A 24,746-nucleotide genomic window follows, 5' to 3' on the forward strand; every position below is an offset into this window, starting at 1 on the left:
CGTCTCCGCACCCCTTCGGTCGTGTCCGTACGCCGACGGCTACGGTTTGCCCGCCACCGCCTCGCCGTCCGCCTCGGCGGCGGGAGCCGGTGCCGGGCCGGGCACCCGGGCCGCCTTCCCCCGCAACGCCCCGCCGTCCGCCCCCGGTTCTTCCGGCGCCCCCGCCTCCGGCTCCTTCTCCGACGCCCGCAGCCTGCGCGGCCCGGCGAGCACGTACGCGATGAGGAAGCCGAGCGCGACGACCGTCGCCCCGCCCACCGCGTCCAGCACCCAGTGATTGGCGGTCGCGACGATCGCGGAGACCGTGAACAGCGGATGCAGCACCCCGAGCACCTTCATCCACACCTTCGGGGCGAGCATCACGATGACCACCCCGCACCACAGGGACCAGCCGAAGTGCAGCGACGGCATCGCCGCGTACTGGTTGGTCATCGCCGTCAGCGCCCCGTAGTCCGGCTTGGCGAAGTCCTGGACCCCGTGCACCGTGTCGATGAACCCGAGCCCGGGCATCAGCCTCGGCGGGGCCAGCGGGTAGAGCCAGAAGCCGACCAGGGCCAGGAGCGTGGCGAAGCCGAGGGTGCTGCGCGCCCAGCGGTAGTCGGCGGGGCGGCGTACGTAGAGCACGGCGAGGATCGCCAGCGGCACGATGAAGTGGAACGTCGAGTAGTAGTAGTCGAAGAAGTCCCGCAGCCGGCCGACACCGGCGACCGCGTGGTTGACCCGGTGCTCGACGTCGATGTGCAGCCACTGCTCGATCGAGTGGATCTGCCGGCCGTGCCGCTCGGCGGTGGCCCGCCCCGCCGTCGCGGCCAGCCTGACGTGCGCGTACGCCGAGTAGACGACCCGGATCAGCAGGAGTTCCAGCAGCAGGTTGGGCCGGCTGAGCACCCGCCGCCACAGCGGCAGCAGCGGCACCCGGCTCCAGCGCGCCGGAACCGGCACCGCGTAGTCGGTGGGCACGGGCCGCTGCCAGTACGGGGAGGTGCGCGGCAGGAACGGGGCGGCGCAGGCGGCCCCGAGCGCGGCGATCAGCAGCACGTTGTCGCGTACCGGGAACACCGCCCCGACGTTCGGCAGCAGCATCGTGCCCGGCAACGTGGTCACGAGGACCACGACGGCCGGCCACACCAGCCGGTCCGACGCCCGTCGGCCGGCCCGGCCGACCACGGCGAACAGCACCCACAGCAGCTGGTGCTGCCAGGCGGTCGGCGACACGGCGACGGCCACGCAGCCGGTCACGGCCACCGCGAGCAGCAGCTGCCCGTCGCGCGCGTACCGCACGGCGCGGCGCAGGCCCACGAAGCAGACGGCGGCGGCCAGCACCAGGAAGAGCACGATCTCCGGCGGCCCCTCCAGGCCGAGGCGCAGCAGCGCGCCGTGCAGGGACTGGTTGGCGAGGCTGTCCGCCTGGTCGCCGAGGCCGGACCCGGCGACGTGGTGCACCCAGTACGTCCACGAGTCGTGCGGCATCGCGACCCAGGCCAGGGCCGTGCAGGCGGCGAACGCGGCGCCGCCGGTCAGGGCCGCCCGGCGTCTGCCGGTCAGCCAGAGCAGCGCGGCGAACAGCAGCACGGTCGGCTGGAGAGCGGCGGCCACCCCGATGAGGACGCCGGCCTTGCGTTCTCCCCGGACGACGAAGAGGCCGACGAGGACCAGGAGGACGGGCAGGATGCTGACCTGGCCGAGGTGGAGGGCGTTGCGCACCGGCAGCGAGAGCATGAGCAGGCTGATCGCGACGGGCGCGGCGAACAGGGCCGTGCGCCGCCCGACGGGCCCCGGCAGGGCGCGGGCCGCGACGACGCCGAGGGCCGCGACGAGGAGCAGCGAGCCGAAGGTCCAGGCCACGCCGAGGCTCTGCTCGGCGGTGCGGGTCAGTGGCTTCAGGACCAGTCCGGCGAAGGGGGTGCCGGTGAACCGGTCGGTGTCGTAGAGCGAGCCGGTCACATGGAGCACACCGTTGTCACCGATCCAGGTCTCCAGATCGGTGAGCCGTTCGCCCGGCGGCTGCCGCAGCACCACCGCCATCTGCCGGACGGCCAGCGCGGCGACGACCAGCCAGAGCACCGCCCGTGCCGTTCCGGTCCTCGCTCCCGCCGTCGTGCTTCCGCTCCCACTGTGCTCCGCGTTCGCCACCCTGCGCCGACCCTCCCAAGAACTGTCGCCGGCCAGTTGTCCGGCATGTGTGAAACCTTCGCATTGCGCTATGAGGTAGACCCAATCAACCCGCTCTTCGCCTGACTGTCATCCTGCTTTGCCCGAAAGCCTGCCCGCCCTGCCGTCCCGTACGGGCCGGCGGGGCCCGCTCTCGTCTGAGCCCGTGACCAGCGACGACGGGAGGAACGGGGCATGCGGCGCGCGGGGGGAGAACGCGGGGCGGGGAGTAGTGGGCGCGGAGGGGCGGCGCGTGCGCTCTCACCGGCCCTGATGTTCGCCAGTGACCGGCCGGTCTACCCGATGCGCCTGTCCGGGCTCGCCGCCGCCCCGCAGTCGCTGGGCCCGTACGTGCTGGCGGACCACCGCATGGAACCGCGCGGCGCGATCGGCGGGGCGGCCCCCGGAGGTCGCGTACGCGGACCAGGTGGATGCGGTGAGCGCGGAGGCGGGGGCCCGGGCCCGGGGGCCCGGGCCCGGGGGCCCGGGGCCGAGGCCCGGGGGCGGGCTCCCCCGCCCGTCCTCACTCCTCGGCCGGGATGTCCGCCTGCCAGGCCGTGAAGAGCGGGACCTCTCCGCCGCCGTCCAGGACGACGATGCCGAAGGGGCGGTCGAAGGCGAGGTGCAGGACGCGGCGGGGCGGTGCGGGCGCCGCCCCGGCCGGGGCGGGCAGCACCGTCACGGCCGCGGCCTCCACGCCCTCCTCCGCCACCTTCACCACGGCCTCCTGCACCACCTGGGAGAGCATGAGCGGGGTCGGCGAGAGCCCGGAGAAGTCGGCGGCGGGGGTCGTGGAGAGGCGAATCCCAAGCGCCTGCAAGTGGGCGGTGGCCAGGATGCGCGTACGAAGGGTGAGGCGCGGAACCGCGACGGTCACGGCGTCCGCGTCCAGCGAGACCCGCGCCGCCGCCGGGGCCCAGGCCGCGGGCAGCACGTCCGCCGCCCCCTCGCCGGGCCTCCCCAGCACCAGCCGGACCCGGGCCGGGGTCCGCCCGTCCCGACCCGTACGGCAGCGCAGCTCGACCACGAACGCGCCCCGGACCATCCAGACGTCCCACGGCGCGGGCGTCCCGTGCATGGTCGGTACGTCGCGGCCGACCCCGGCCGCGTCGGTGAACGGCCGCTCCCGGGTCTCCGCGGGGTCGAACGGCTCCTCCCAGCACGCCGTGAGCGCCAGGACGTTGACGAGCACCAGCAGCATGTCGTCGTCGACGGCCAGCGGCAGCCGCTCGATGAGCCCGCCGGTCGCCTCCCGCACCCACGCGTCGATCCCGTCGGGGTCCACGGGGCCGAAGCCGATGTCCGGCAGCGCCTCCCGGCACTCCCGGTACACGGGCGTCCGGGTCCACACCCGCGTCGCCACCCCCAGCCCGTCCGTGGCCGCCAGCTCGCGCGCCGCGGCCGTCGCGGCCCGGGCCGCCTCCCACTCGGCCACCCCGAGTACGGCCCGCAGCTCGTCGGCGGTCTCCTTGCGCGCCCCCGCCGCGAGCGCCGCCAGGGCCAGCCACAGCCCGGCGGGCGAGCAGACGAAGCTCCCGCCGCCCGGCCGCGCCAGCTCCCGTATCCACCGCTCGCCCAGCCGCTGGACCGCCCCGGCCCCGTTCTCCTGCGCCACCGCGCCGCCCCCTCAAAAATCGCTTGGTTCACACACGTGTGCGGTAGCCAGAATGGCCCAATGACCTGGACCGTGACGCCCGAACCCTTCGACTCCGCGGACGCCGCCCGGCTGCGGCGGGACTACTACGCCGAGGTGGCCGGCCGCTACTGGGGGCGTCCGGCGACGGCCGAGGAGATCGAGGACGGGCTCACCGACGACGGCGCCGAGCTGCTCACGGCCCCGACCGGTGACTTCGTCGTCGGCCGCTTCGGGGGCCGGGCGGCCGCCTGCGCGGGGCTGGTCCTCGTGGAAGCGGAGGTCGCGGAGCTGACCCGGGTGTTCGTACGCCCGGAGCTCCGGGGCACGGGCGGCGGCGGGCTGCTGCTCGCGGCGGTCGAGTCCCGGGCGCGGGCCCTGGGCCTGAGCCTGCTGCGCCTGGACACCCGTCACGACCTGGTCGAGGCGCGCGGCCTGTACGCGAAGCACGGCTACCGCGAGGTCCCGGCCTTCCACCACCGCTCCCCGTACGCCGAGCGCTGGTTCGCGAAGGAGCTGGGGGCGGCGTAACGCCCCGTCACTCCGCCCGGCGCGGGTGGCGGGCCGCGTGGTCGCGCTTCGGCTCCGGGCTGTGCGGGCGCTCCTTGCTCGAACCGCTCGTCTCCGCCGTCAGCTCGGAGACCAGCGCGACCAGGTCGGTCGGCCGGTCCGGCCCCCACCAGTCGCCCAGCAGCTCGGCCAGCGAGTCCTCGCGGGCCTGCGCGAGCTTCACCACGGCTTCCGCGCCCGGCTCGGTCAGCACCATCTGCACCCCGACCCGCCGGACGAGGCCGCGCCCTTCCAGCTGCCGGGCCGCCTCGTTGATCACCTGCAGCGGTACGGGGGCCACCTCGGCGAGCCGGGCGGGCTCGACGGTGCCGTGCCGTTTGATGCGCAGCAGTAGCCAGCCGGCGGCCGGAAGCAGGTCGAAGCCCGCCTTCTCGGTGATCTTGACGTAGACCTCGCGCCGCCCCTCCCGGGTGGCCAGGACGGACAGGGCCCGCGCGCACTCGTCGTACGAGGACCGCTCGACCGGGTTCGGCGCCAGGGTCTCGCTGGTATCGGGCGCCGTCACCGAACCGCGCAGCTTGTCCTCCTTGAGGAACCAGGCGAAGAGGAAGGCGACCACGACGACGGGCGCCGCGTACAGGAACACGTCGGTGATCGACGTCGAGTACGCCTGGAGCACGGGCCCCCGTACGGCGGGCGGCAGCTGGCCGATGGCGCGCGGGTCGGCGGCCAGGCCCTTCGCGTCGGCACCGGGCGGCAGCGACCGGCCGGCGAGCGCCGCGCCGAGTTCGGAGGTGAGCCGGTTGGTGAAGATGGTGCCGAAGATCGCTACGCCGAACGAGGCGCCGATGGACCGGAAGAACGTCGCCCCCGAGGTCGCCACGCCGAGGTCCTGGTAGGAGACGGCGTTCTGCACGACCAGGATGAGGACCTGCATCACCAGGCCGAGCCCGGCGCCGAAGACGAAGAAGTAGGCGCTCATCTCCCAGGTGCCGCTGGACACCGTGAGCCGGTGCAGGAGCAGCAGGCCGATGGCGGTGATGCCGGTGCCGGCGATCGGGAACACCTTCCAGCGGCCGGTCCGGCTGACGATCTGCCCGGACGCCGTCGAGGTGATGAGCAGCCCGAACACCATGGGCAGCATGTGGACACCGGACATCGTCGGGGTGATGCCGTGGACCACCTGGAGGAAGGTCGGCAGATAGGTCATCGCGCCGAACATCGCGAAGCCGATGACGAAGCTGATCACCGCGACGAGGGTGAAGGTCCTGATCCGGAACAGCTTCAGCGGCAGGACGGGTTCGACGGCGCGCCGCTCCACGTACACGAAGGCGAGCAGGAGCAGCACCGCCAGCACCGCGAGGCCGATGAGCTGCCCCGAGCCCCAGGGCCAGGTGGTGCCGCCGAGTGAGGCGACGAGGACCAGGCAGGTGGCGACCGAGGCGATGAGGAAGGTGCCCAGGTAGTCGATGGTGTGCTTCGTCCGGCGGACCGGGATGTGCAGCACGGCGGCGATCACGACGAGGGCGACGACCCCGATGGGGAGGTTGATGTAGAAGACCCAGCGCCAGCTGAGGTGCTGGGTGAAGAAGCCGCCGAGCAGCGGGCCGAGGACGCTCGTCGCGCCGAACACGGCACCGAAGAGGCCCTGGTACTTGCCACGTTCGCGCGGCGGGACGATGTCACCGACGATCGCCATGGACAACACCATCAGACCGCCACCACCGAGCCCCTGGAGGGCGCGGAAGCCGATCAGCTGCGGCATGTTCTGGGCGACGCCGCAGAGCGCGGAACCGATCAGGAAGATGACGATCGCGATCTGGAACAGCCTTTTGCGCCCGTACTGGTCGCCGAGCTTGCCCCAGAGCGGGGTCGCGGCGGTGGAGGCCAGCAGATAGGCCGTCACCACCCACGACAGGTGTTCGAGCCCGCCGAGGTCGCTGACGATGGTGGGCAGCGCGGTGGAGACGATGGTCTGGTCGAGCGCGGCGAGCAGCATGCCGAGAAGCAGTGCGCCGATCGCCACCAGGACCGACCGTGTGGAGCGGCCCCCGCCGGGGGCCTGGGCCGTCGGGCTCAGCTGCTGGGCCATGAAACATCTCCTCGGATGATCCGCTACACCCCCATCCTGTCTGCTCTGTCCCGTTATGGCCTGCCGAGGGGCCACATGATTGGGCTTCTCAGCGGCGGGCTGCATAATCGCAACCAGTTCAAGGGGAGGGGACCGACCATGGCCGGACATATATGCCCGGAGTGCGGTACGGACAGCAGATCGGGCACCGGTCCGGGCTGCGCCTGCGCGAACCGCGCGCCGCGGTACGCCACCGACCGGGAGCGGGCCGCCGAACAGCAGCGCATCACCGAGGCGCACCACGCCGGCCGGTCGGCGGAGATGGCTGCGGCGGAGGACTTCGACCCGCTGCGCATCCGCCCGTACGTGACCCTGGGCGACGACACCGCGGCGGCGCCCACGCCTCCCGCACCGGACGGCCCGCACGGCCCGCAGGGCTACGAACCCGGGCCCGGACCCGGACCCGAGGGCGACGCCGCCACCACGATGCCGCTCCTCCTGAACCCGGCGGGCCCCGTGCCGGACGCGAAGGACCCGGCCGACGCCTCGCCCACCGCGCTCCTCCTCACCGGCCGGGACCCCGTGTCGCCGCGCCGCCGCAAGCCGTTCGCCGCCCTGGTCGCGGGGGCGGCCGTGGTCACGGTGGTCGGCACGGCGGCCTTCATCGGCGGGCTGTTCAACGGGGACGACAAGGGGGAGGTCGACCTCGACCAGGCCCTGCCCTCGACGGTGACCAGCCTCCCCGAGGAGAGCCCCGAGCCCTCGCCGTCCACGACGTCCTCCGCCTCCGCCACGCCGTCCCGCTCGTTCTCCCCCTCCGCTTCCGCGTCCGCCTCCGCCTCGGTGTCCGCGTCCCCCTCGGCGACCGCCTCCACGCCCCCCTCCGCCACGGCCTCCGCATCGGCGTCGGGCGCGGGCGCCCCCTCGTCCCCGGTGGCCACGGCGGAGAGCAGCGGTCCGCCGCAGGGCGTGGCCCCGCCCCCCGAGTCGCCGGGCGACTCCTCGACGCTGCGGCGCGGCGACCACGGCCCGGAGGTGGCCGAGCTGCAGAACCGCCTCCGGGAGGTCTGGGTGTACAACGCCGCGGTCGACTCCGACTACTCGGACCGGGTGGAGCAGGCCGTACGCGATCTCCAGACCTGGTGGAACATCACGGGCGACCCGGAAGGGGTCTACGGCCCGAGCACCCGGCGCAGGCTTGAGGCGGTCACGACAGGGCGTGGTCGCCGCTGACCCATGTCGACCACGCGCTGACCTGCGCGAATGCTCCCGACATCCGGACCTGCACACTCCGGGCGCCGGGGTGATTCGCTTTCATGGGCCGGTTTTTGTATCGTGGAGGAACAAAGTGGCCTCCGCGCGCACACCCTGACCGGCGGGCGGGGGCCGCTTGATCTCTTCCCGCGCCGCTCTCCCCGGCGGCGTTCGCTTCCCCGTTCTGGAGCCCGCCCATGCCGGCCACCGCCCTCACCGCCCGCGCCCTCCTGCTCGACATGGACGGCACCCTGGTGAACTCCGACGCCGTCGTGGAACGCTGCTGGCGGCGCTGGGCGCTGCGGCACGGCCTGGACCCGGAGGAGGCGCTGAAGGTGGTCCACGGCCGCCAGGGGTACGCCACGATGGCGGTCCTGCTGCCCGAGCGCCCGATGGAGCAGAACTACGCGGACAACCGGGTGATGCTCGCCGAGGAGACCGCCGACACCGACGGCGTGGTCCCGATCGGCGGCGCCCCCGCCTTCATGGACGCCATCGCCGCCCTCCCGCACGCCCTGGTCACCTCGGCCGACCTGAAGCTGGCGACGGCCCGGATGACCGCGGCCGGACTGCGGATGCCCGACTTCCGCGTCACCGCCGAGGGCGTCGGCGCCAGCAAGCCGGACCCGGAGGGCTTCCTCAAGGGCGCGGCCGGACTCGGCTTCGCACCGGCGGACTGCATCGTCTTCGAGGACTCCGAGGCGGGCATCGCGGCGGGCCGGGCGGCCGGCATGCGCGTCGTCGGCGTCGGCCCGCGCGCGTCGGCCCTCTCCCCCGACGCACACGTCGAGGACCTGACCCACCTCCGGGTGGAAGCGGCGGCCGACGGCGCGATCACCCTGCACATCGACGCGCGGTAACCACCCGCCGGGGCGGCTGACGCCCCACCGCACACCCGCACCACGAACGGCCGTACGGCCCCCACCCGCACCGGGTGGGGGCCGTACGCATGTGCTCCCGCGCAGGCCGGAACCCTTACCGCGCCCCGGAACTGGCGCCCTCTCGGCTCTCTGCGCCCGCGCACACGGCTGCGCACGCCCCCCGTACGACCGGCCTCACCTCCGGACCCCTTGATGTGACGTGCCCATGCCGCCACGCTGTTACCTGGCGCCCACCCCACGGAAACCGGGCGCCCTCACGATGGCCGGGCCGCCCCGGACAGCCCGTCCACCATCCCCCCACATCAAGGGAGTTCGCATGCCAGGTGTCTACGCGCGTCGCACAGCCGTACTCGCCGTATCCGCCGCCCGCACGCATCTGAGCCGGCCGAACGTCAACGCCGAGGGCCCGCCCAGCGGTTACGGCAGGGGCAAGCCGCAGGACTCCAGCCGCGCCGCGGTCAGCGGCAGTCGGCACTCGGAGTACGACAGCGCCACCTGGACCGCCGCATCCGATCTGGACATCGACCACGTGCTGTCTGCACCTGCGACGGCGTAGTCGGGCCTGTCCGCCGACAGCTCCGTCACCGACATACCGGTGACATGGCGGCGCGCGACTCCCCTGAACGACCATTCGGAGGAAGACAAGAAATGAAGCGTGTACTTCCCACGGCCGCCGTCGCCCTCTCGGCGCTGGTCGCATGCAGCAGTTCGGCCACCAGCTCCACCGACGACAAGCAGCCGCCCGCGGACTCCATTTCAGCGGTGGAGGCGGCCGCCGGTCCGGGTGAGCAACTGGACGAACTGACCGTGGCGGCTCGCGGATCGATGGACGGTTACAGCCGCGACAAGTACCCCCACTGGATCGATCAGGGCGACAGCTGCAACACGCGGGAAGCCGTCCTCAAACGCGACGGCAAGGACGTCAAGACGGGCAGCGACTGCTACCCGACCAGCGGCACCTGGAAGAGTCCGTACGACGGTGCGACGTGGACGGACCCGTCCGATGTCGACATCGACCACATGGTGCCGCTCGGAAATTCCTGGGTCAGCGGAGCGAAGAAATGGACGAACGCGGAACGTCAGGCGTTCGCCAACGACCTGACGAACCCCCAACTGTTCGCGGTTACGGACAACGTGAACCAGTCGAAGAGCGACAAGGCACCGGACAAGTGGCGTCCGCCACTGAAGTCGTACTGGTGCCAGTACTCGACGGACTGGATCGAAGTGAAGCACCACTACAAGCTGACGGTCACCACGGAGGAGAAGGCCGCCCTGAAGGACATGCTGGCCACCTGCTGAGCCCGACCGGCCCAGGCTCGACCCTCCGAGCCCTCCGCACCCTCCGAGCCCACCGCGACCGGGCTTACCCCTGGCACGGCGGCGAGAGAAGTCACTGAGCGGCCGAGGAGGAGCCACGGCTACCGCATCCGGTAAGCAGACGAGACCGCCCAAGCCGCCCGGACCACTGCGGCTGCTCATCACCCCCGGACCCGACCGGTGCCCCCTCCTCGCCGGCCGGGTCCGGGAACGCGAGACAGCCGCGCACGAGACATGTCCGATCGAGATGTCTCGTCACACTCCGTCGGTCCTCGGGCGCCAGGCCCCGCGGCTCGGCGAGCTCGGCGGTGGCGAGTACCGGTGGCGCGCGTCCGCGATTGCCCTCAGTCCGTTCCGCCGCCGTGCCCCGCGGGCATCGGGTCCGGAATGATCCGGCGTTCACGTGTCAGCTTTCGGCCGCCGACGATGCACAGGCAGATGGCGGCCATGGGGACGAGGGCGAGCAGCATGGGGGTGGCTGCTCCCAAGCCGTCCGTTTCGTCCAGCACTTCACCGAGGATCAGGAAGAGGACCATGTTGTTCCCCGCGTGGGCCAGGCTCGCGACCCAGACGCTGCCGCTGCGCTGGTACAGCCACATGAGCATGATTTCCTGGAGCTGGAATGAAAGTGTCCATACCGCCAGGCCGATCACCACGTTCGTGAATTCGACGTAGCCGATGAAGGCCAGTGGAAAGTGCCACACCGCCCAGATGAGACCCGTGGCGATGACGGACGGCACCGTGCGGCCGCCGAAAAGGCGCGGCCTGAGATAGCTGGTCCAGCCGAATTCCTCGCCCGCGTAGAGAGGGCTGAGGATCAGGGCCACAACCATGAGGCCGAAAACGGAGGCCAGTTCTTTCGTTCCGGGTATCCCTCCCGGGCCGGACATGTCCGGGTCCCAGAGGCCTGTCGCCGCGGCAAGAGCGAGGGTGGCCGCCACGATGAGCGGCGGCCCCAGCAAGGCTGTGACGTAATAGCGCCAGGCACCCTTGAGGCGGAGTTTTAGTCCGGCGTCGGCGAACCCCTCCTTTGTGATCCAGCGGCGGACGGCCACCGCGGCAATGCCGGGCATACAGAAGCTGGGGAGTTGCAGGAGTGGGTTCAACGGGGACAGGCCCAGGACCGCTCGCGCGAACAACAGCCACAGCCACGTCCCGGCGAAGGAGATGATGAGGAAGGCCGTCACGCCTTTACGGGCGACAGGTTTCGAGTTGTTGGAGAGCACAAACGTGTTCGCCTTTCGACTTCTGCAACTGCGGTGCCCACGTGGGGATTACGGTTCCCAACCCTTGCATCCGGCAACAGGATGCGTATCCCCACCATGAGTGAATTACTTTTCCCTCGTTGCAGGGATGCGTTCTGGCTCTTTCGGGGGAGGCGACCGGGCGAGGCGCGGAGGTACGGTCCGACCGTGCGCAAATCAATTCGCCCGCCTTCGCGCGGGTCTATCTTCCGGGACTGGGTTTACGCGGCCCTGGGCGCGGCCATGAGCCTTCCGCCGCTGACGGTGGCGGTGCTGTTCGCACCGCCGAGGTGGCCGGCGGGGCTCCGTGTGCTGGGCTTCGTGCTCGCGTTCGCCGTGGTGACCGTGGCCATGGGCGCTCCTCTGACGGCCAGGCGCGCGAGCGTGCGGCTGGCCAACGGGCTGCTGGGGGCCGCTCTGCCCGCGCCGGTGGACACGATGGGGCGGCACTGGGTCAACCGGCTGCGCACGTCGGTGTGGCTGGTGCCGCACATGGCGCTCGGCGGGGTGGTGACGGCGATCTCGTGCTCGGCCGCGTTCGGAGTCGTTGCGTTTCCCTCGGTCTGGCTGGGCGGTGAGGAGCGCATGGCCGTGTTCGGGCTGTCCCTGCGAATCGGGGAGGGATGGCGGGGAGCATGGGCGTTGCTGCCGGCCGTGGGGTGTCTGGCGCTGGCGGTCGCGGTCACTCTCGGCGGCGCGGCCGTACTCCGGCCGCTCGCGCCGGTGTTCCTCGGCCACCGGCCCGGCGAGCGGCTGGCCGCCGCCGAGGCGCAGATGAACCTGCTGGCGCAACGGAACCGGCTGGCTCAGGAGTTGCACGACTCGATAGGCCACACCTTGACGGCGTCCACGATCCAGGCGGCCGTGGCGGCGGAGCTGATGTCCACCGACCCGGCCGGGGCCAGACGCGCCCTGAACAGCATCGAGGAGACCTCGCGGGCCGCCATGGACGATCTCGACCATGTTCTCGAAATGCTGCGGGAGGAACGGCCGTCCACCTCGCCCCGGTCGACCCTCGCGGACCTGGGCCCGCTGGTGGAGGGGGTCCGCGGAACGGGCGCGGAGCTGGCGGTGGAGGTCCGAGGCGACCTGGCCCGGGTGCCGGCCACGGTGTCGCGGGAGGCGTACCGGGTCGTCCAGGAGGGGCTGACCAATGCCCTGCGACACGGCGGGAAGGCCGGAATCCGGCTGCGGACGACGGTGCGGGACGGGTGGCTGGAGGTGGAGCTGACCAACCCGGTCGGTGCGGGGACACCCGGCCGACAGCGGCCCGGGGGCCATGGTGTGCGGGGGATCGAGGACCGGGTGCGGCTGCTTCGGGGGGAGACGCACGCCGGGGTCGTGGACACCGACGGCGGCGACGCGGAGGAAGCACGCTGGCGGCTCATGGTCCGGATACCGCTACGGTCGGTGTCATGAACGCCTCCAACGCACCGGGCCCGGACGCAGACCCGTCCGTGACCGTCCTCATCGTGGACGACGACGAGTTGACGCGGACCGGCCTGCGGACATTGCTGTCGGCCAAGCCCGACCTGGACGTGGTGGGCGAGGCCACCGACGGCGCCGAGGTGGTTGCCGCGGTGACCCGACTGCGGCCGGATGTGGTGCTGATGGATGTGCGCATGCCGCGGGTGGACGGGATCGAGGCCACCCGGCGACTGCGGGCGCTGCCCGACCCGCCGAAGGTCGTGGTGATCACCACGTTCGAGTACGACGAGCACGTCTGGGACGCCCTGCGGGCGGGCGCCAGCGGGTTCATCCGTAAACGGGCCCCCGCACAGCAGATCGCGCACGCCATCCGGCTGGTGACGGCCGGTGACTCCGTGCTGTTCCCCGAAGCGGTCCGCCGGATGGCCGTCGGCCGGCCCGTACGACGGGACGCCTCACCGATCGCCGCGCTCACCGGCCGCGAGACCGAGACGCTGCGGCTCATGGCACGGGGGCTGTCCAACCAGGAGATCGCCGCCCGGCTGGTGGTGAGCCTGGAGACGGTGAAGACCCATGTGGGCAACGTGCTGGCCAAGCTGGGCGTCGGCAACCGCACCCAGGCGGTCGTGCTGGCCTTCGAAACGGGGGTGGCCGACCCGGGGGCGCGATTCGACCCGGATCAGCCCACCATGTCGGCCAGGCCCGGATAGCCGCAACTCCCGCAAGCCGACCATTGGCTCGGCCGAGAGTTCGGTAGCCGCAACTCCCGCAAGCCGACCGTCGGCTCGGCCGAGAAGTCGGCCCCGCAGTCCGCGCTCAGCGGCTGCTGAACCTCGTCCGGTGGCCCCATCGGCCGGCGCCCGCAGGACGGGCCGGCCGATGGGGCCACCGACGTGTTTTCGGCCTTCTGTGGCTGTCCATGACAAGCGCCCGCGCGAACCGGCCGCCGGGGGACCGCCCGGTCACCGCTCAACAGCGCCCGGAAGGGCCGGAACTCCGCCGGGGCTCCAGCAGTACGCCGGCGAAAGAAAAGGCTTGCCATGGTCGGGGCACCAACCACCGGCCTTCTCCCCCGCGTGGCCGGAAAACTGCGCTGTCATTGGTTCAGGCCAAGCGAAGGAAAGAAGGCGCCCAGTTCGCGGCGGTATTGGCCTGCCCGCTGACTCATGTCCGCCCGTCGAATTTCAGTCAGTCGACAAAATGTTGAACTTGCAAGCATTGGTGAGGTCTCCCTAATCTTTTGCGCTCAGTCGGTTCACGTCCCCACCAGACCGAAGGAGCCCTCCCCCCCATGTCCACACACCTGCATCGGGCCCAGCCCTACGTCCTCGCGCTCTTCCGTATCGTCGTCGGCCTGCTCTTCGCATGCCACGGTGCCGCCTCGATCTTCGGTGTGCTCGGCGGCGCCAGGGACGGTGGCTCCATACCCGCCGGCACCTGGCCCGACTGGTACGCGGCGGTGATCCAGCTCATCGGCGGCATCCTCGTGGCCCTGGGCCTGGGCACGCGTGTCGCCGCACTGATCTCCTCCGGCTCCATGGCGTACGCCTACTTCAGCGTCCACCAGTCCGGGGGACTCTTCCCCCTCCAGAACGGCGGTGAATCCTCCGCCGTCTACAGCTGGGTGTTCCTGCTGCTCGTCTTCACCGGCCCGGGAGCCTTCGCCCTGGACCGGCTGTTCACCTCCCGCGCCCCCGAACGGCGGGACCAGGACCCCGCGCCGGAACAGAGCTCCCCGGTCGCCGTCTGACCCGCTCCCCACTCCCCGGGGCCCGCCGCCGACCGGGCCCGCCGAAACCCACGCGTACCGCCGGGAAAACCGCTCCCCGGCGGTACGCGTTCGAGCGCCGCTCGACCGGGGTGCCCAACATCACGCATATATATGGATCTCCAGGTGAACGGCGGGCGTACGCTGTACAGCTGACCCTGCCGCTCCTGCCGCTCCCCTGCGACGTCGCGGCGTTGTTACCGATCGGGGAGTAGAAGGTGCTGGAGAGTGTGGGTGCGCTGACCGGCAGCCCATGGATCTACGCTGCGGTCGCCCTTTCGGTGCTGCTCGACGTCTTCCTCCCCGTCCTGCCCAGCGGCGTGCTGGTGATCACCGCCGCCACGGCCGCCGCCGCGGGCACCACCGGTGTCGCCGCCGACGCGGCGGGCGCCGCCCGTCAGGTCACCGAGGTCCCCTCCCTCCTGGCCCTCCTCCTGTGCGCGGCCACCGCGTCGGTGCTCGGCGACCTGGCCGCGTACCGGCTGGCCCGGCACGGCGGCGAGCGGCTGGACCGCGCCATAGCGCGCTCCCGGCGCCTCACCTCCGCGCAGGAACGCCTCGGCGCCGCCCTGAGCCGGGGCGGCGGCGTCCTCGTCGTCATCGCGCGCTTCGCCCCGGCCGGGCGCTCGGTCGTCTCGCTGGGCGCGGGCGCCTCGCACCGCAAGGTGAAGGAATTCCTGCCCTGGTCGGCCGTCGCGGGCCTGGCCTGGGCCGGTTACAGCGTGGGGCTCGGCTACTTCGGCGCGCAGTGGCTGGGCGCGAGCTGGCTGGGCACGGCCATATCGGTCCTCGCCCTGTTCGTCGCGGGCTCCTTCGCCGCGCTCCTCATGCGGCGCCCGGCCGCCGCGGCAGCCGCCGCCGCCTCGGTCCCTACGACGCCCTGACACCACCGCGTATCTCCAGGCCGTCCAGCAGTCGGGCGGTCGCCTCGGCGATCTCGTCGACGGCACGGTCGAAGACCTCCCTGTTGTGCGCGGCCGGGGCCCGGAAGCCCGACACCTTGCGGACGAACTGCAGGGCGGCGGCGCGGATGTCCTCCTCGGTGGCCTCTTCGGGGAGGGCGGGCGGTCGAAGCGTCTTGATACTGCGGCACATGTCTCCAGTGTGATGCGCACCACTGACAACAGCGTGCGGCCGGCCGGTCAGACGACCGGCTTGGTGCGCCCCGTGCACAGCGCCCAGATCAGGACCGCCGCCGCCCCGGCCCGGGACCGCCCCGGCCCCGCCCCGGCCCGGGACCGCCGCCCCCACCTACTCCAGGCCGCGCTTCCCGGGCGCCCAGAACGGCTTCGTCACCACCGACCTGCGGGGCCACCCCCGCTCCCGCACCAGCACGTCCCGCACCATCTGCACGGTCCGCGCCTCCCCCGCCACATAGGCGACCGCACGCGCCGGGTCGGGCAGTTCCAGCGCCCTTACGCCGTCCGCGAGCTGCTGGGACGCGGCGGCCGGCCGGTCCCCGCGCAGCTGCCACCGCAACCGGCCGGCGTGCTCCACGGGCAGCCGCCCGGCCGCGGTGGCCGTCTGGATCACCCCGTGCACCCGGGACGGGTCGGGGAGGGCCGCGAGCATGGCGCCCAGGGCGACCGAGGCGGTCTCCTCGCCGACGAACACGTGGTGCGAGGCCCCGGGGCGCAGGACGAAGCCGCCCTCCGGCTTCCCGAACCGCACCTCGTCCCCGACGCGCACGTACCGCCCCCAGGCCGCCCCGGGGCCGTCCCCGTGGTCGTACACGCACAGGTCGAGGCTGCCGGCGGGGTCGTAGTGCCGGAGGGAGTACGTGCGGCGGGTGGTGAGCCCGCCGTCCACATGGACCCTGACCTGCTGGCCGGGCAGCACGCCGAGGCCGGCGAGGTCGCCGCCGGTGATACGAATCCTGCGCATCCGGGCGGCGACGGGTTCGGCCTCGGTGACCGTCCCCCGGAGCGCGATGAGGCCGAGGATGCGCTCCCGCACCCCGCCGGCGCGCGCGGAACCCGCCTCCGGGCCGCTCACACCGTCTCCCGCTCGCCCGCGCGCGAACCCGGCGTCCTGGCCCCGTCACCGGCCCCGTCATCGGCCTCGTCACCGGCCGGGGCGGGGGCGGTGCGTGGGCGGCCGGACGCGCCGAGCACGACGAAGACCGTGGCGACCAGGAGCACCACCGCGACGACCCGCAGCCCGTCGGACATCGCCGAGGTGAACGCGGCGGCGTGGGCGGCCGAGGCGTGGTCCGTACCGGTCCCGGAGGCCAGCACGGTACCGACGACGGCGACACCGAGCGCCGCCCCGATCTCTCGGGCCGCCGTGTTGAGCCCCGAGCCGAGCCCGCTCTGGTGGGTGGGCAGTCCGACCAGGACGGCTGCGGTCAGGGCCGGCGCGCACAGTCCCGTACCGGCGGAGATGACGAGGAGGTACACGGCGTACAGGGCGTACGGCGTGCCCGCGTCGGCGGTCGACACGAGGAGCAGCCCGCCGCCGATGAGGGCGAGCCCGCAGCCCGCCACCGGCCGCATGCCGTGACGGTCCTGCCAGCGCGCCCCGACCTTCGGCATGACGGCCATCCCGACGGTGAGCGGGACGATCGCCACCCCGGCGAGGCCGACCGGGAAGCCCTTCACGTACTGGAGGTACTGGGAGTTGACGTAGAACAGCGCGAAGAGACCGAAGAAGCCCGTGGCGATGCCCAGCGTCCCGGCCCGCAGAACGGGCGAGGCGAAGATCCGGGGGTCGAGCAGCGGTTTGGCCGCGCGCAGGCCGTGGAGGACGAATGCGGTGAGCAGTACGGCTCCGAGGCCGAAGGCGGTCAGGACGTGCGCCGAGCCCCAGCCGCGCGGCGGGCCCTCGATGATGCCGTACACCAGGGCGGTCAGGGCGGCGGTCAGCAGCAGCGATCCGACGGGGTCGGGCGCGGAGTCCGACCGCTCGGGGCTGCGCGGCGTGAGGCGGGCGACGGCGAGGGCGAGCAGCGCGGCGAGCGGTCCCATCGCCCAGAACAGGGCGCGCCAGGTCAGGAACTGTCCGGCGAGGCCGCCTGCGACGTTGCCCGCGAGCCCGCCGAGCCCGGCGGCGAGCGTCCAGCTGGCCAGCGCCTGTGTCCTGCGGGCGGGCGGGCTGAGGCTGACGAGGAGGGACATGGTCGCGGGCATGATGAGCGCGGCCCCGGCCCCGCACACCCCGCGTCCGGCGATGAGCACGGCGGGGGTGGCGGCGAGCGCGCTGGTGGCGGCGCCCGCGGCGAAGAGCCCGAGCCCGGCGAGCAGGGCGCCCTTGCGCCCGTAGCGGTCACCGAGCGCGCCCGCCGGGATCAGCAGACCGGCGAAGACGATGACGTACGCGTCGACCGCCCACAGCAGTTCGCTGGAGGAAGGGTGCAGGGAGGACGCGGCGAGCTGGGGAATGAGCAGGTTGATGGCCGCGACCATGCCCTGGGCGACGAGCACACAGGCGCAGAGCACGTACAGCGCGGCGCGGGAGAGGCCCGGCGTGCCGGGGGCCTCGGGGGCTTTCTGGGCATACGGAGGCAACGCTCCTCCTGGGAGCCGTGGTTGAGGGGTGTGCTCCCCACCGTAGAGTTGGGGCGTCTTGCTTTCCAATGCATCTTCGACAAGGGATGTATGCGCGTGACGCAATCCGGCCTTGACCTCAATCTTCTGGTCGCCCTGGACGTCCTGCTGGAGGAATCCAGCGTCTCGGGGGCCGCCGCCCGGCTGCATCTGTCGGAGCCCGCGATGAGCCGCACCCTGGGCCGCATCCGCAAGGCGCTCGGCGATCCGGTACTGGTGCGCGCCGGGCGCACGATGGTGCCCACACCGCACGCTCTGGCCATCCACGGCGAGGTGCGCGCGGTCGTGGAGCGGGCGCGCGGGTTGTTCCTGTCGGGCGGCAAGGTGGATCTGCGCGCCCTGTCGCGGACCTTCACGGTGCTCGCCCAGGACCTCCTGGCGGCGACGTCCGGCCCCGCGCTGTTCGCCAGGATCGCGCGGGAGGCGCCGGGTGTACGGCTCCGCTTCCTGATGGAGAGCCACGTGGACGGCCCGTTCCTGCGCGAGGGGGCCGCCGACCTGGAGGTGGGGGTCCTCGACACGCGCGCGCCGGAGGTCCACCGGGAACACCTCTACGACGACCGCATGGTGGGGGTGGCACGGCAGGGACACCCGCTCCTGGACGGGGAGATCACCCCGGCCCGGTTCGCCGCCGCGGACCACCTGACCGTCTCGCGGCGCGGCCGGACCGAGGGCCCGGTCGACACCGCCCTCGCCGAACTGGGTTTGCGCAGAAGGGTGGTGGGAAGCGTCGGCACCTTCCCCTCCTCCCTCTTCATCCTGCTGAACAGCGATCTGATCGGCCTGGCCTCCCGGCGCGCCCGCCCCGTAACGGACACCCTGGGCCTGCGGACGTTCGAGATCCCCTTCCGGCTGCCGCCGCTGTCCTTCGGCATGGCCTGGCACCCACGCCACGACGCGGACCCGGCGCACGCCTGGCTACGGGGCTGCTTCCGGGACCTGGCACGCGAGGAGGCCGCACGGGACGGCGGCGAAAACCCGCTGTTCCCCGCCCCGCCCAAGGGCTAACCTCTCCTCACCCGACGGCCACGAGGAGGGGAAGTTGCCCGGTAGCCCGAGCGCGCGCTGACGCCGTAGGTCGTGATCGACCCGTCATCGCGTGCTGCCTCCGACTGCGGCACAGCGAGCCCTTCCCGCCCGACCGCCGGCGCACACACGTGCCCCGGTGGCGGCGGAGCGTTGTCCTCCGCAGCTCAAGGTGCCACCCGTGCATCCCGCTTCCCACACCCCCGACCACCACACCTCACGCACCCCCCACACCTCCCTCCGGAGGGACCCGGACTTCCTGCGTCTGTGGGCGGGCCAGACCGCGTCCCAGTTCGGCGCGCAGGCCATCCAGGTCGTCCTGCCGCTCGTCGCCGTCGTCTCCCTGCACGCCGACGCGGGCGAGTTGGGCGTTCTGCGCGCGGTGGAGCAGGCGCCGATCCTGCTGCTGTCGCTGCTCGCGGGCGCGTGGGTCGACCGCCGGCGCACCCGCACGGTGATGGTCGCGGCGGACATCGGCCGGGCACTGGCCCTGACGGCGGTCCCCGCGGCGTACCTGCTCGGCGTGTTCGGGCTGCCCGCGCTGCTCGTCGCCGCCGCGCTGATCGGCGTGGGGAGCGTGTTCTTCGACGTGGCGTACCAGGCGTCGCTGGTCCGGCTGGTGGACCGCGGCCGGCTGATACGGGGCAACAGCGCGCTGGAGAGCAGCAGGTCGGCTGCGCAGATCGGCGGCCCGGCGCTGGGCGGCGCGCTGGTGTCGGTGTTCGCGCCGCCCCTGGCCGTCCTCACCGGCGCGGTCCTCTTCGCGCTGTCGTCCGTATCGGTCTGCCGCATCCGCCGCCGCGAACGCGTCCCCGCGCCCGCCGGTGGCCGGCCCCGGGTCCTGCGGGAGATCGGGGAGGGCCTCCGCTTCGTGGCCCGGCACCCGGCGCTGCGGGCGGTGGGACTGGCGTCGGCCCTCTTCCAGTTCTCGCTGGCCGCCCTGATGACCGTCTACTTGCTCTTCCTCCCGCGCGAACTGCGCCTGTCGGGCGCGGAGGTGGGCCTGGCGCTCGCGGCGACCGGCCCGGGGGCGGTGCTGGGTTCGCTGCTGGCCGCGAAACTTCCGGAACGGCTGGGTTACGGACCCGTGCTGGTGGGCGGGGCGGTCCTCGCGGACGGCGTGATGCTCGGCGTACCGGCACTGCCCGGCGCGGGCGCCCTCGTCCTGCCCGCGCTCATGGCCGTCAACCTCCTCTTCGGTACGTTCGGCCAGCTGGTCAACGTTACGGTGATGTCCGTACGGCAGGCCGTCACCCCGGTCCGCATCCAGGCCCGGGTGGTGGCGACGATCAACTTCGCGGGCATGGGTCTCACGCCCTTCGGTTCGCTGCTGGGCGGCTTCCTGGCGACGGCGTGGGGCCTGCGTACGAGCCTGCTGCTCACCGCCGTGGCGCTCGCCCTCTCCCCGGCGTTCATGGCGCTCTCCCCCTTGTCCCGCCTGGGCAAACACCTCCCGACCACTGAACCGGAGGAACCGACCGGGGAACCGGCATATGCCGGTGAGTGACCCGTGACTGCCTTACGATGACGGGCATGAGTGAACGCGCGATGCAGGAACCGACCCTCCTCCTCCTGACCGCCCTCGCGGACGAGCCCCGGCACGGCTACGCCATCGCGCGCGAGGTCGAGACGATCTCGGACGGCCGGGTCAAGATGCGCACCGGCACCCTGTACGGGGCGCTGGAGCGGCTGCTGAACGAGGGGCTGATCGAGGTGCACGCGGAGGAGGTCGTGGACAGCAGGCTGCGCCGCACCTACACGCTCACCCCGGCAGGCCGCGAGTCCCTGGCCGCCGAGGCACGGCGGATCGCGGCCACCGCGCGCGAGGCCACCCGGCGCCTGGGCGTCGCCGGGAAGCCGGCCACCGCATGAGCACCCCGCTGCTGCGGCTGTACCCGGCCGGTTTCCGCCGCGCCTTCGGGGACGAGATCGCCGAGGCGTACCGGGAGGCGACCGAGGGGGCGGGCCGGATCGCCCGGCTCCGCGAGGCGGGCGACATCGCCGCGCACGCCCTGCGGCTACGGCTGCGCCTGGGCTCCGCGCACCGCGGCGGACGCCTCTTCGCGGCCGCCGCCCCCTTCGCCCTGGCGGCCACCGCCGCGTACGCCGCCTTCGGGCTGGTCTCGATGATCAGCGACTGGCGGCTGAGCGGGAACCCGGACTTCCTGGTCCCGCTGAGCTACGTCATGATCGCCTGCGACCTGCTGGCGCTGACCGGGGCCGTCCTGGCGCTGGGTGGACATTTCGCGGCGGGGGCGCGGTGCGCGTTCGCGGGGGCGCTGGCCCTGGCGGTCACGTTGGTCGCGGTCCCGCTGTCGGCCGGGCTGCTGCCCCCGCTGCCCTCCGTCCCCTACCTCCTGGCCCCGGTCGCGGTCGCCGCCCTGCCCCTGGCCTGCCCGCCGGACCTGCGCCCGTCCGGCCGCTTCCGGAGCCCGGCGGGCCGGGCGGCGCTGCTGCTGTGGACTCCGCTCACCGTGTTCGCCCTGGCGCCGGCCGAGTTGGACAGCCACCTCTCGGCCGTCCTCTGGCGCCTGGGGGTGCCGCTGGCCGCCGCACTGCTCCTGGCGGGACGCCCGGCCCTGGCCGGCCTGCGTACGAGCGGCCAGTGCGCGCTGGCCGGGGCGCCGTTCGTCGCGACGGGGTACGCGGCCGGGGTGGTGGACCAGGACACCCTCGCCCCGGCCCTGGCCGTACTGGCCGCGGGGGCGGTGGCCCTGCGCCTGTGGCGGCTGCGCGGCCGGGACTCGGGGACGGCGCGGCCCGACTGAGGCGTAAGGGGGCCGCGTTCACCCGGCGCTGACGCGTATCTTCGACTGGCCGTGCCCCAGCTTCTCCCAGTCGTCCATGAAGCGCGCGTGCAGCCCGTGCCGGGCGGCGAGGTCGATCAGGGTCTCGGTCCGGTAGTAGAAGTCCTCGCGCAGCACCTGGTGTTCGGCGCCGGTGGTGCGGTCGAAGGTGAAGTCGAAGTGCCCGCCGGGGGCGAGGATGCGGCCGACGTGGGCCAGGCACTCGTCGATGATCCCGATGGGCGAGTGCGAGAACACGCTGTGGGCGTGGACGACGTCGAAGTACGCCTCCGGCAGGAAGTCCAGCGTCAGGTCCTTGGTGATCGTCAGGTGCGGAACCTTGGCCTGGAGTCCCTGAGTGGCCAGCGTCCGCTTGGCGGCGATCAGGATGTCGGGCGAGATGTCGATGCCGTAGTAGTGCCCGGCCTCCAGGTAGTCGATGAAACGCCAGCCCGCGCGCAGGTTGCCGCAGCCGATGTCGAGCATGCGGGCGCCGGGGGCGAGCCCGTGCTCGACCAGGTAGTCGAACTGCATCTGCCCGAGCGCCAGCCAGCGCTCATGCGTCTGGCTGCCCACGGCAGCCTCCGGGTTGCGGCGGGTGTCCGAAGCCATCACGGCCCGGTAGTAGTTCACGTGGTCGGGGTGCTTGAAGGCCAGCCAGCGGTCCCGGGCGGCCCGCTTGAGATACGGCGCGATGCGATCCGGTCGGCTTGCGGCGTACCGCACCTTGTGGGCCAGGGACTCCCGGTTGGCGACGAGGTTCTTCTTGGAGGCCATGCCTGACTCCATCTCCGCTGCAGGGCGATGCCCCGGGGCAGCCGCAGCACGGAGCGGGCCCGGGGACGGGACATCACCCGGGCAACTATAGGTCGGCAACCGACATATACAAACCACCTGCCCATTGTCGGCCCCGGACCGTCACACCCTCCTGATCCGGCGCACATCGCCTACGCAGGCGTTGGCAAGCCCGGCGAAGACGATGACGGCCGCGCACACCAGCAGGACGCTGCGGGTACTCCAGTACGCGGTGGCGACCCCCACCGCGAGGTACCCGGCAGGGATGGCGATCTGCTCCCCCAGGGAGTTGAAGGCGTTGAGTCGCCCCAACTCCTCGTCGGGCACCTGCTGTTGCATGGCGGTGGCCCAGGCGACGATCGCCACGTCCGTCCCCACCCCGGCCACCACGGCGGCCCCCAGCACCCAGAGCAGCGGCAGCCCCAGCCCCATGGCGGCCAGCGGCAGGAACAGAGCGGAACTGGTCAAGACGCAGACCAGGATGAGGCGCTGCGGCTTCCACAGGAGACAGACGAACGTCCCCGCCAGGAGCCCGGCGGCGAAGGCCCCCTGCACCAGCCCCCAGGAGCCGGCGCCCGAGTAACTGCGGTCGGCCACGAGCGGCCCGAGCAGTTGGTAACCGGCCAGCCAGGCAGCCACGACGGCGGTACCGGAGAGCGTGTAGCTCCACAGCCAGGCCCGGGACCGGAACCCGGACCACCCCACCTTCAACTCGGCCAGCAGCCCCCCACCGGGACCACCGGGACCACCGGGACCACCGGGACCACCGGGACCACCGGGACCACCGGAGGCAGCGGAGCCCGCGAGCCGCAGCCCGGCCAGCAGGAGCGCGGCGACGACGAACGTGACCGCGTCCCACCCGAGCGCCCAGGCCGGCCCGGTCAGCGCGACGACGAACCCGCCGATGACCGGCCCGATGACCTTGACGGCGTTACGGGGCACCCGGACCAGCGCGTTGGCCTGCTGAAGCTGCTCCACGGGCACGAGCCGGGACACGATTCCCTGGGCCGCCGGCGTGGTGAAGGCGGCGGCCACCCCGGAGGCGCATGCGCACACGCTGATCGTGAAGGTGGTCGCCGCCCCGGTCGCGACGAGCACGGCAACGGCCGCCTGCGCGGCCCCGGCCCCGAGGTTCCCGAGGAAGAGGAGGCGGCTGCGGGAGACCCGGTCCGCCAGCACACCTCCCACGAGGAGGAAGACCAGGGTCGGCACGGTGTTGGCGGTGAGCACGATCCCGAGCGACCGCGCTCCCCCGCCCTGCCCGATCACCGCGAAGGCCAGCGCCACGGGGGCCATCGCCGACCCGGTCGCCGAAACCAGGTGGGCGAGCAGGAAGCGCCGGAAGGCGGGCAGGCGCAGAGGGGACCCTGCGACGGGAGGAAGGGGCTCATCCCGGTCATCGACAGCCGCCGGCCCTTCACACACGTCACCCATGGCGGCCAGGGTAGGGGCGCCGGCGTCGCGGGGTCATCTGACTATTGGGGGTAGCCGGGCTCCTGGCCAAATGGGAGGAACCCGGGACGGCAACACCCGCGCTGTCTCAGAATCGCGTCATGGACTGGACCCGGGCAGGACTGACCGAGGCAGGATTCGTCGGCTTCGTACGGTTCACCGCTCTTCCTGAAACACCCGTACCGGCCGGGGCCGGCGTCTATGTGATCCTCCGGACGAACAACGAACCACCCCGCTTCAGGCACCGCAGTCCGGCGGGGTGCTTCAAGGGGAAGGACCCCTCGGTGACAGACGCCGAACTCGCAGACGCGTGGCTCGCCCATGCGCTCGTGCTCTACATCGGCAAGGCCGGCATCGGCTCAACGGGCAGACGAGGCCTGCGTAAACGGCTGGACGAGTACCGGCGGCACGGAGCAGGCGAGCCGGTCGGCCATTGGGGCGGCCGCTACATCTGGCAGCTCGAAGGAAGCGACCAGTTCCTCGTGGCATGGAAGGGAATCCACGGGCAGGACCCGGAGTCGGTCGAAGCCGAGCTGATCACCGACTTCGTGGAGACGCACGGCGCCCGCCCTTTCGCCAACCGCAAGGCGGGACGATCGGTCGCCAGGCGGGCGCGGCACAGGGCGTCGTAGGTACGCGCTGCCGTAGCCCGCCGAGGTGCCCGCGCGGCACCGCCACTCGGCACCCGGCCCCGGCCCCGATCGCCGCCCCGACCCCAACCGCCGCTCCGGCCCTAACCGCCGCTCCGGCCCTAACCCCAATACCAGTGACTTAAGGATCTCGGCTGGTAGGGTGCCTGTTCAGGAGGTGCCGGGATGCCACGCCCTGGACAGGTCAAGCCGGAAACGGACGAGCGGTTGTCGGACCGGATCGCGATCGGATTGC

At 72.6% G+C, this 24,746-nt stretch carries 22 protein-coding genes and 2 pseudogenes; 15 read left to right on the forward strand and 9 right to left on the reverse strand.

The features are described 5' to 3' along the window. Positions 1–39: 39 nt before the first annotated feature. Positions 40–2,064 (reverse strand): bifunctional glycosyltransferase 87/phosphatase PAP2 family protein, encoded by a 2,025-nt coding sequence (locus tag E6P78_RS21075; RefSeq protein ID WP_136205182.1) that lies wholly within the window; start codon positions 2,062–2,064, stop codon positions 40–42. A 357-nt stretch (positions 2,065–2,421) separates the two neighbouring features. Here E6P78_RS21075 and E6P78_RS21080 point away from each other — a divergent pair. Beyond that, positions 2,422–2,584, forward strand: a pseudogene (locus E6P78_RS21080) (DUF2330 domain-containing protein); the annotation flags it as partial. Positions 2,585–2,674: 90 nt separating this feature from the next. On the opposite strand, the gene E6P78_RS21085 reads toward E6P78_RS21080, so the two are convergent. Next, entirely contained in the window at positions 2,675–3,766 is a 1,092-nt protein-coding gene (locus E6P78_RS21085; protein ID WP_136205183.1) for a serpin family protein, read from the reverse strand. A 60-nt stretch (positions 3,767–3,826) separates the two neighbouring features. Here E6P78_RS21085 and E6P78_RS21090 point away from each other — a divergent pair, with 60 nt between their 5' ends. Beyond that, the gene (locus E6P78_RS21090) at positions 3,827–4,315 is read left to right on the forward strand and encodes a GNAT family N-acetyltransferase (RefSeq protein ID WP_136205210.1); all 489 of its coding nucleotides are present in this window, start codon (positions 3,827–3,829) and stop codon (positions 4,313–4,315) included. A gap of 7 nt (positions 4,316–4,322) precedes the next feature. Here the strand turns inward: E6P78_RS21090 and E6P78_RS21095 are convergent, their stop codons facing one another. Further along, positions 4,323–6,386 carry an MDR family MFS transporter gene (locus tag E6P78_RS21095; protein WP_136205184.1) on the reverse strand — a complete coding sequence of 688 codons (2,064 nt, stop codon included), beginning with the start codon at positions 6,384–6,386 and terminating at the stop codon, positions 4,323–4,325. A 138-nt stretch (positions 6,387–6,524) separates the two neighbouring features. Here E6P78_RS21095 and E6P78_RS21100 point away from each other — a divergent pair, with 138 nt between their 5' ends. From E6P78_RS21100 to E6P78_RS21115, 4 genes and pseudogenes are all read left to right on the forward strand, one after another. Beyond that, positions 6,525–7,598 carry a peptidoglycan-binding domain-containing protein gene (locus E6P78_RS21100; RefSeq protein WP_136205185.1) on the forward strand — a complete coding sequence of 358 codons (1,074 nt, stop codon included), beginning with the start codon at positions 6,525–6,527 and terminating at the stop codon, positions 7,596–7,598. A 218-nt stretch (positions 7,599–7,816) separates the two neighbouring features. Next, entirely contained in the window at positions 7,817–8,479 is a 663-nt protein-coding gene (locus E6P78_RS21105) for an HAD-IA family hydrolase (protein ID WP_136205186.1), read from the forward strand. A 337-nt stretch (positions 8,480–8,816) separates the two neighbouring features. After that, positions 8,817–9,035 (forward strand): annotated as a pseudogene (locus tag E6P78_RS21110) (hypothetical protein); the annotation flags it as partial. Between the two features lie 113 nt (positions 9,036–9,148). Next, positions 9,149–9,799, forward strand: a complete 651-nt coding sequence (locus E6P78_RS21115; protein ID WP_136205188.1) for an HNH endonuclease family protein — start codon at positions 9,149–9,151, stop codon at positions 9,797–9,799. 362 nt (positions 9,800–10,161) lie between these two features. Here the strand turns inward: E6P78_RS21115 and E6P78_RS21120 are convergent, their stop codons facing one another. Further along, positions 10,162–11,043, reverse strand: a complete 882-nt coding sequence (locus E6P78_RS21120) for a type II CAAX endopeptidase family protein (RefSeq protein ID WP_240799307.1) — start codon at positions 11,041–11,043, stop codon at positions 10,162–10,164. Positions 11,044–11,304: 261 nt separating this feature from the next. On the opposite strand from E6P78_RS21120, the gene E6P78_RS21125 reads away from it, so the two are divergent. The 4 genes from E6P78_RS21125 (at position 11,305) to E6P78_RS21140 (ending at position 15,141) form a co-directional block, all read left to right on the forward strand. Beyond that, positions 11,305–12,480 carry a histidine kinase gene (locus E6P78_RS21125; protein WP_240799308.1) on the forward strand — a complete coding sequence of 392 codons (1,176 nt, stop codon included), beginning with the start codon at positions 11,305–11,307 and terminating at the stop codon, positions 12,478–12,480. After that, positions 12,477–13,199, forward strand: a complete 723-nt coding sequence (locus E6P78_RS21130; protein WP_136205190.1) for a response regulator transcription factor — start codon at positions 12,477–12,479, stop codon at positions 13,197–13,199. Before E6P78_RS21125 ends, E6P78_RS21130 begins: the two co-directional genes overlap by 4 nt. Before the next feature lie 581 nt (positions 13,200–13,780). Further along, the gene (locus E6P78_RS21135; protein ID WP_136205191.1) at positions 13,781–14,239 is read left to right on the forward strand and encodes a DoxX family protein; all 459 of its coding nucleotides are present in this window, start codon (positions 13,781–13,783) and stop codon (positions 14,237–14,239) included. Between the two features lie 236 nt (positions 14,240–14,475). Further along, a complete protein-coding gene (locus E6P78_RS21140) occupies positions 14,476–15,141 on the forward strand; it encodes a VTT domain-containing protein (protein ID WP_168712666.1) in 666 nt (221 codons plus the stop codon). Here E6P78_RS21140 and E6P78_RS21145 read toward each other — a convergent pair. From E6P78_RS21145 to E6P78_RS21155, 3 genes are all read right to left on the reverse strand, one after another. After that, positions 15,128–15,352 (reverse strand): DUF2277 domain-containing protein, encoded by a 225-nt coding sequence (locus E6P78_RS21145; RefSeq protein WP_136205192.1) that lies wholly within the window; start codon positions 15,350–15,352, stop codon positions 15,128–15,130. The two genes, E6P78_RS21140 and E6P78_RS21145, sit on opposite strands and share 14 nt — an antisense overlap. A gap of 156 nt (positions 15,353–15,508) precedes the next feature. Then, positions 15,509–16,252, reverse strand: a complete 744-nt coding sequence (locus tag E6P78_RS21150; protein WP_136205193.1) for a siderophore-interacting protein — start codon at positions 16,250–16,252, stop codon at positions 15,509–15,511. Continuing rightward, positions 16,249–17,763, reverse strand: coding sequence for an MFS transporter (locus E6P78_RS21155; RefSeq protein ID WP_136205194.1), 1,515 nt, complete (start codon positions 17,761–17,763; stop codon positions 16,249–16,251). Before E6P78_RS21155 ends, E6P78_RS21150 begins: the two co-directional genes overlap by 4 nt. Positions 17,764–17,853: 90 nt before the next feature. Here E6P78_RS21155 and E6P78_RS21160 point away from each other — a divergent pair, with 90 nt between their 5' ends. From E6P78_RS21160 to E6P78_RS21175, 4 genes are all read left to right on the forward strand, one after another. After that, the gene (locus E6P78_RS21160) at positions 17,854–18,810 is read left to right on the forward strand and encodes a LysR family transcriptional regulator (protein WP_136205195.1); all 957 of its coding nucleotides are present in this window, start codon (positions 17,854–17,856) and stop codon (positions 18,808–18,810) included. Positions 18,811–19,009: 199 nt separating this feature from the next. Beyond that, positions 19,010–20,335 (forward strand): MFS transporter, encoded by a 1,326-nt coding sequence (locus E6P78_RS21165; RefSeq protein WP_136205196.1) that lies wholly within the window; start codon positions 19,010–19,012, stop codon positions 20,333–20,335. Positions 20,336–20,361: 26 nt separating this feature from the next. Continuing rightward, on the forward strand, positions 20,362–20,700 hold the full coding sequence (locus E6P78_RS21170) for a PadR family transcriptional regulator (RefSeq protein ID WP_136205197.1): 339 nt from the start codon (positions 20,362–20,364) through the stop codon (positions 20,698–20,700). Further along, entirely contained in the window at positions 20,697–21,596 is a 900-nt protein-coding gene (locus E6P78_RS21175) for a hypothetical protein (protein ID WP_136205198.1), read from the forward strand. The genes E6P78_RS21170 and E6P78_RS21175 overlap by 4 nt, the downstream gene beginning before the upstream one ends. An 18-nt stretch (positions 21,597–21,614) precedes the next feature. On the opposite strand, the gene E6P78_RS21180 is transcribed toward E6P78_RS21175, so the two are convergent. Then, a complete protein-coding gene (locus E6P78_RS21180; RefSeq protein WP_136205199.1) occupies positions 21,615–22,391 on the reverse strand; it encodes a class I SAM-dependent methyltransferase in 777 nt (258 codons plus the stop codon). A gap of 141 nt (positions 22,392–22,532) precedes the next feature. Beyond that, complete coding sequence (locus E6P78_RS21185; protein ID WP_206307865.1) at positions 22,533–23,768, reverse strand: MFS transporter; 1,236 nt, start codon at positions 23,766–23,768, stop codon at positions 22,533–22,535. Positions 23,769–23,962: 194 nt separating this feature from the next. Here E6P78_RS21185 and E6P78_RS21190 point away from each other — a divergent pair, with 194 nt between their 5' ends. Then, the gene (locus E6P78_RS21190) at positions 23,963–24,493 is read left to right on the forward strand and encodes a hypothetical protein (RefSeq protein ID WP_136205200.1); all 531 of its coding nucleotides are present in this window, start codon (positions 23,963–23,965) and stop codon (positions 24,491–24,493) included. Positions 24,494–24,746: the final 253 nt, after the last annotated feature.

Source organism: Streptomyces sp. A0958 (genome assembly GCF_004795035.1).
Classification (GTDB): domain Bacteria; phylum Actinomycetota; class Actinomycetes; order Streptomycetales; family Streptomycetaceae; genus Streptomyces.

What these genes read in the sequence shown, in the direction of transcription:
- E6P78_RS21105 (WP_136205186.1), top strand. Translation starts at nt 7,817, where the DNA reads ATGCCGGCCACCGCCCTCACCGCCCGCGCCCTCCTGCTCGACATGGAC.
- E6P78_RS21175 (WP_136205198.1), top strand. Translation starts at nt 20,697, where the DNA reads ATGAGCACCCCGCTGCTGCGGCTGTACCCGGCCGGTTTCCGCCGCGCC.
- E6P78_RS21095 (WP_136205184.1), bottom strand. Translation starts at nt 6,386, where the DNA reads ATGGCCCAGCAGCTGAGCCCGACGGCCCAGGCCCCCGGCGGGGGCCGC.
- E6P78_RS21130 (WP_136205190.1), top strand. Translation starts at nt 12,477, where the DNA reads ATGAACGCCTCCAACGCACCGGGCCCGGACGCAGACCCGTCCGTGACC.
- E6P78_RS21090 (WP_136205210.1), top strand. Translation starts at nt 3,827, where the DNA reads ATGACCTGGACCGTGACGCCCGAACCCTTCGACTCCGCGGACGCCGCC.
- E6P78_RS21135 (WP_136205191.1), top strand. Translation starts at nt 13,781, where the DNA reads ATGTCCACACACCTGCATCGGGCCCAGCCCTACGTCCTCGCGCTCTTC.
- E6P78_RS21125 (WP_240799308.1), top strand. Translation starts at nt 11,305, where the DNA reads ATGAGCCTTCCGCCGCTGACGGTGGCGGTGCTGTTCGCACCGCCGAGG.
- E6P78_RS21190 (WP_136205200.1), top strand. Translation starts at nt 23,963, where the DNA reads ATGGACTGGACCCGGGCAGGACTGACCGAGGCAGGATTCGTCGGCTTC.
- E6P78_RS21100 (WP_136205185.1), top strand. Translation starts at nt 6,525, where the DNA reads ATGGCCGGACATATATGCCCGGAGTGCGGTACGGACAGCAGATCGGGC.
- E6P78_RS21145 (WP_136205192.1), bottom strand. Translation starts at nt 15,352, where the DNA reads ATGTGCCGCAGTATCAAGACGCTTCGACCGCCCGCCCTCCCCGAAGAG.
- E6P78_RS21180 (WP_136205199.1), bottom strand. Translation starts at nt 22,391, where the DNA reads ATGGCCTCCAAGAAGAACCTCGTCGCCAACCGGGAGTCCCTGGCCCAC.
- E6P78_RS21170 (WP_136205197.1), top strand. Translation starts at nt 20,362, where the DNA reads ATGAGTGAACGCGCGATGCAGGAACCGACCCTCCTCCTCCTGACCGCC.
- E6P78_RS21115 (WP_136205188.1), top strand. Translation starts at nt 9,149, where the DNA reads ATGAAGCGTGTACTTCCCACGGCCGCCGTCGCCCTCTCGGCGCTGGTC.
- E6P78_RS21160 (WP_136205195.1), top strand. Translation starts at nt 17,854, where the DNA reads ATGCGCGTGACGCAATCCGGCCTTGACCTCAATCTTCTGGTCGCCCTG.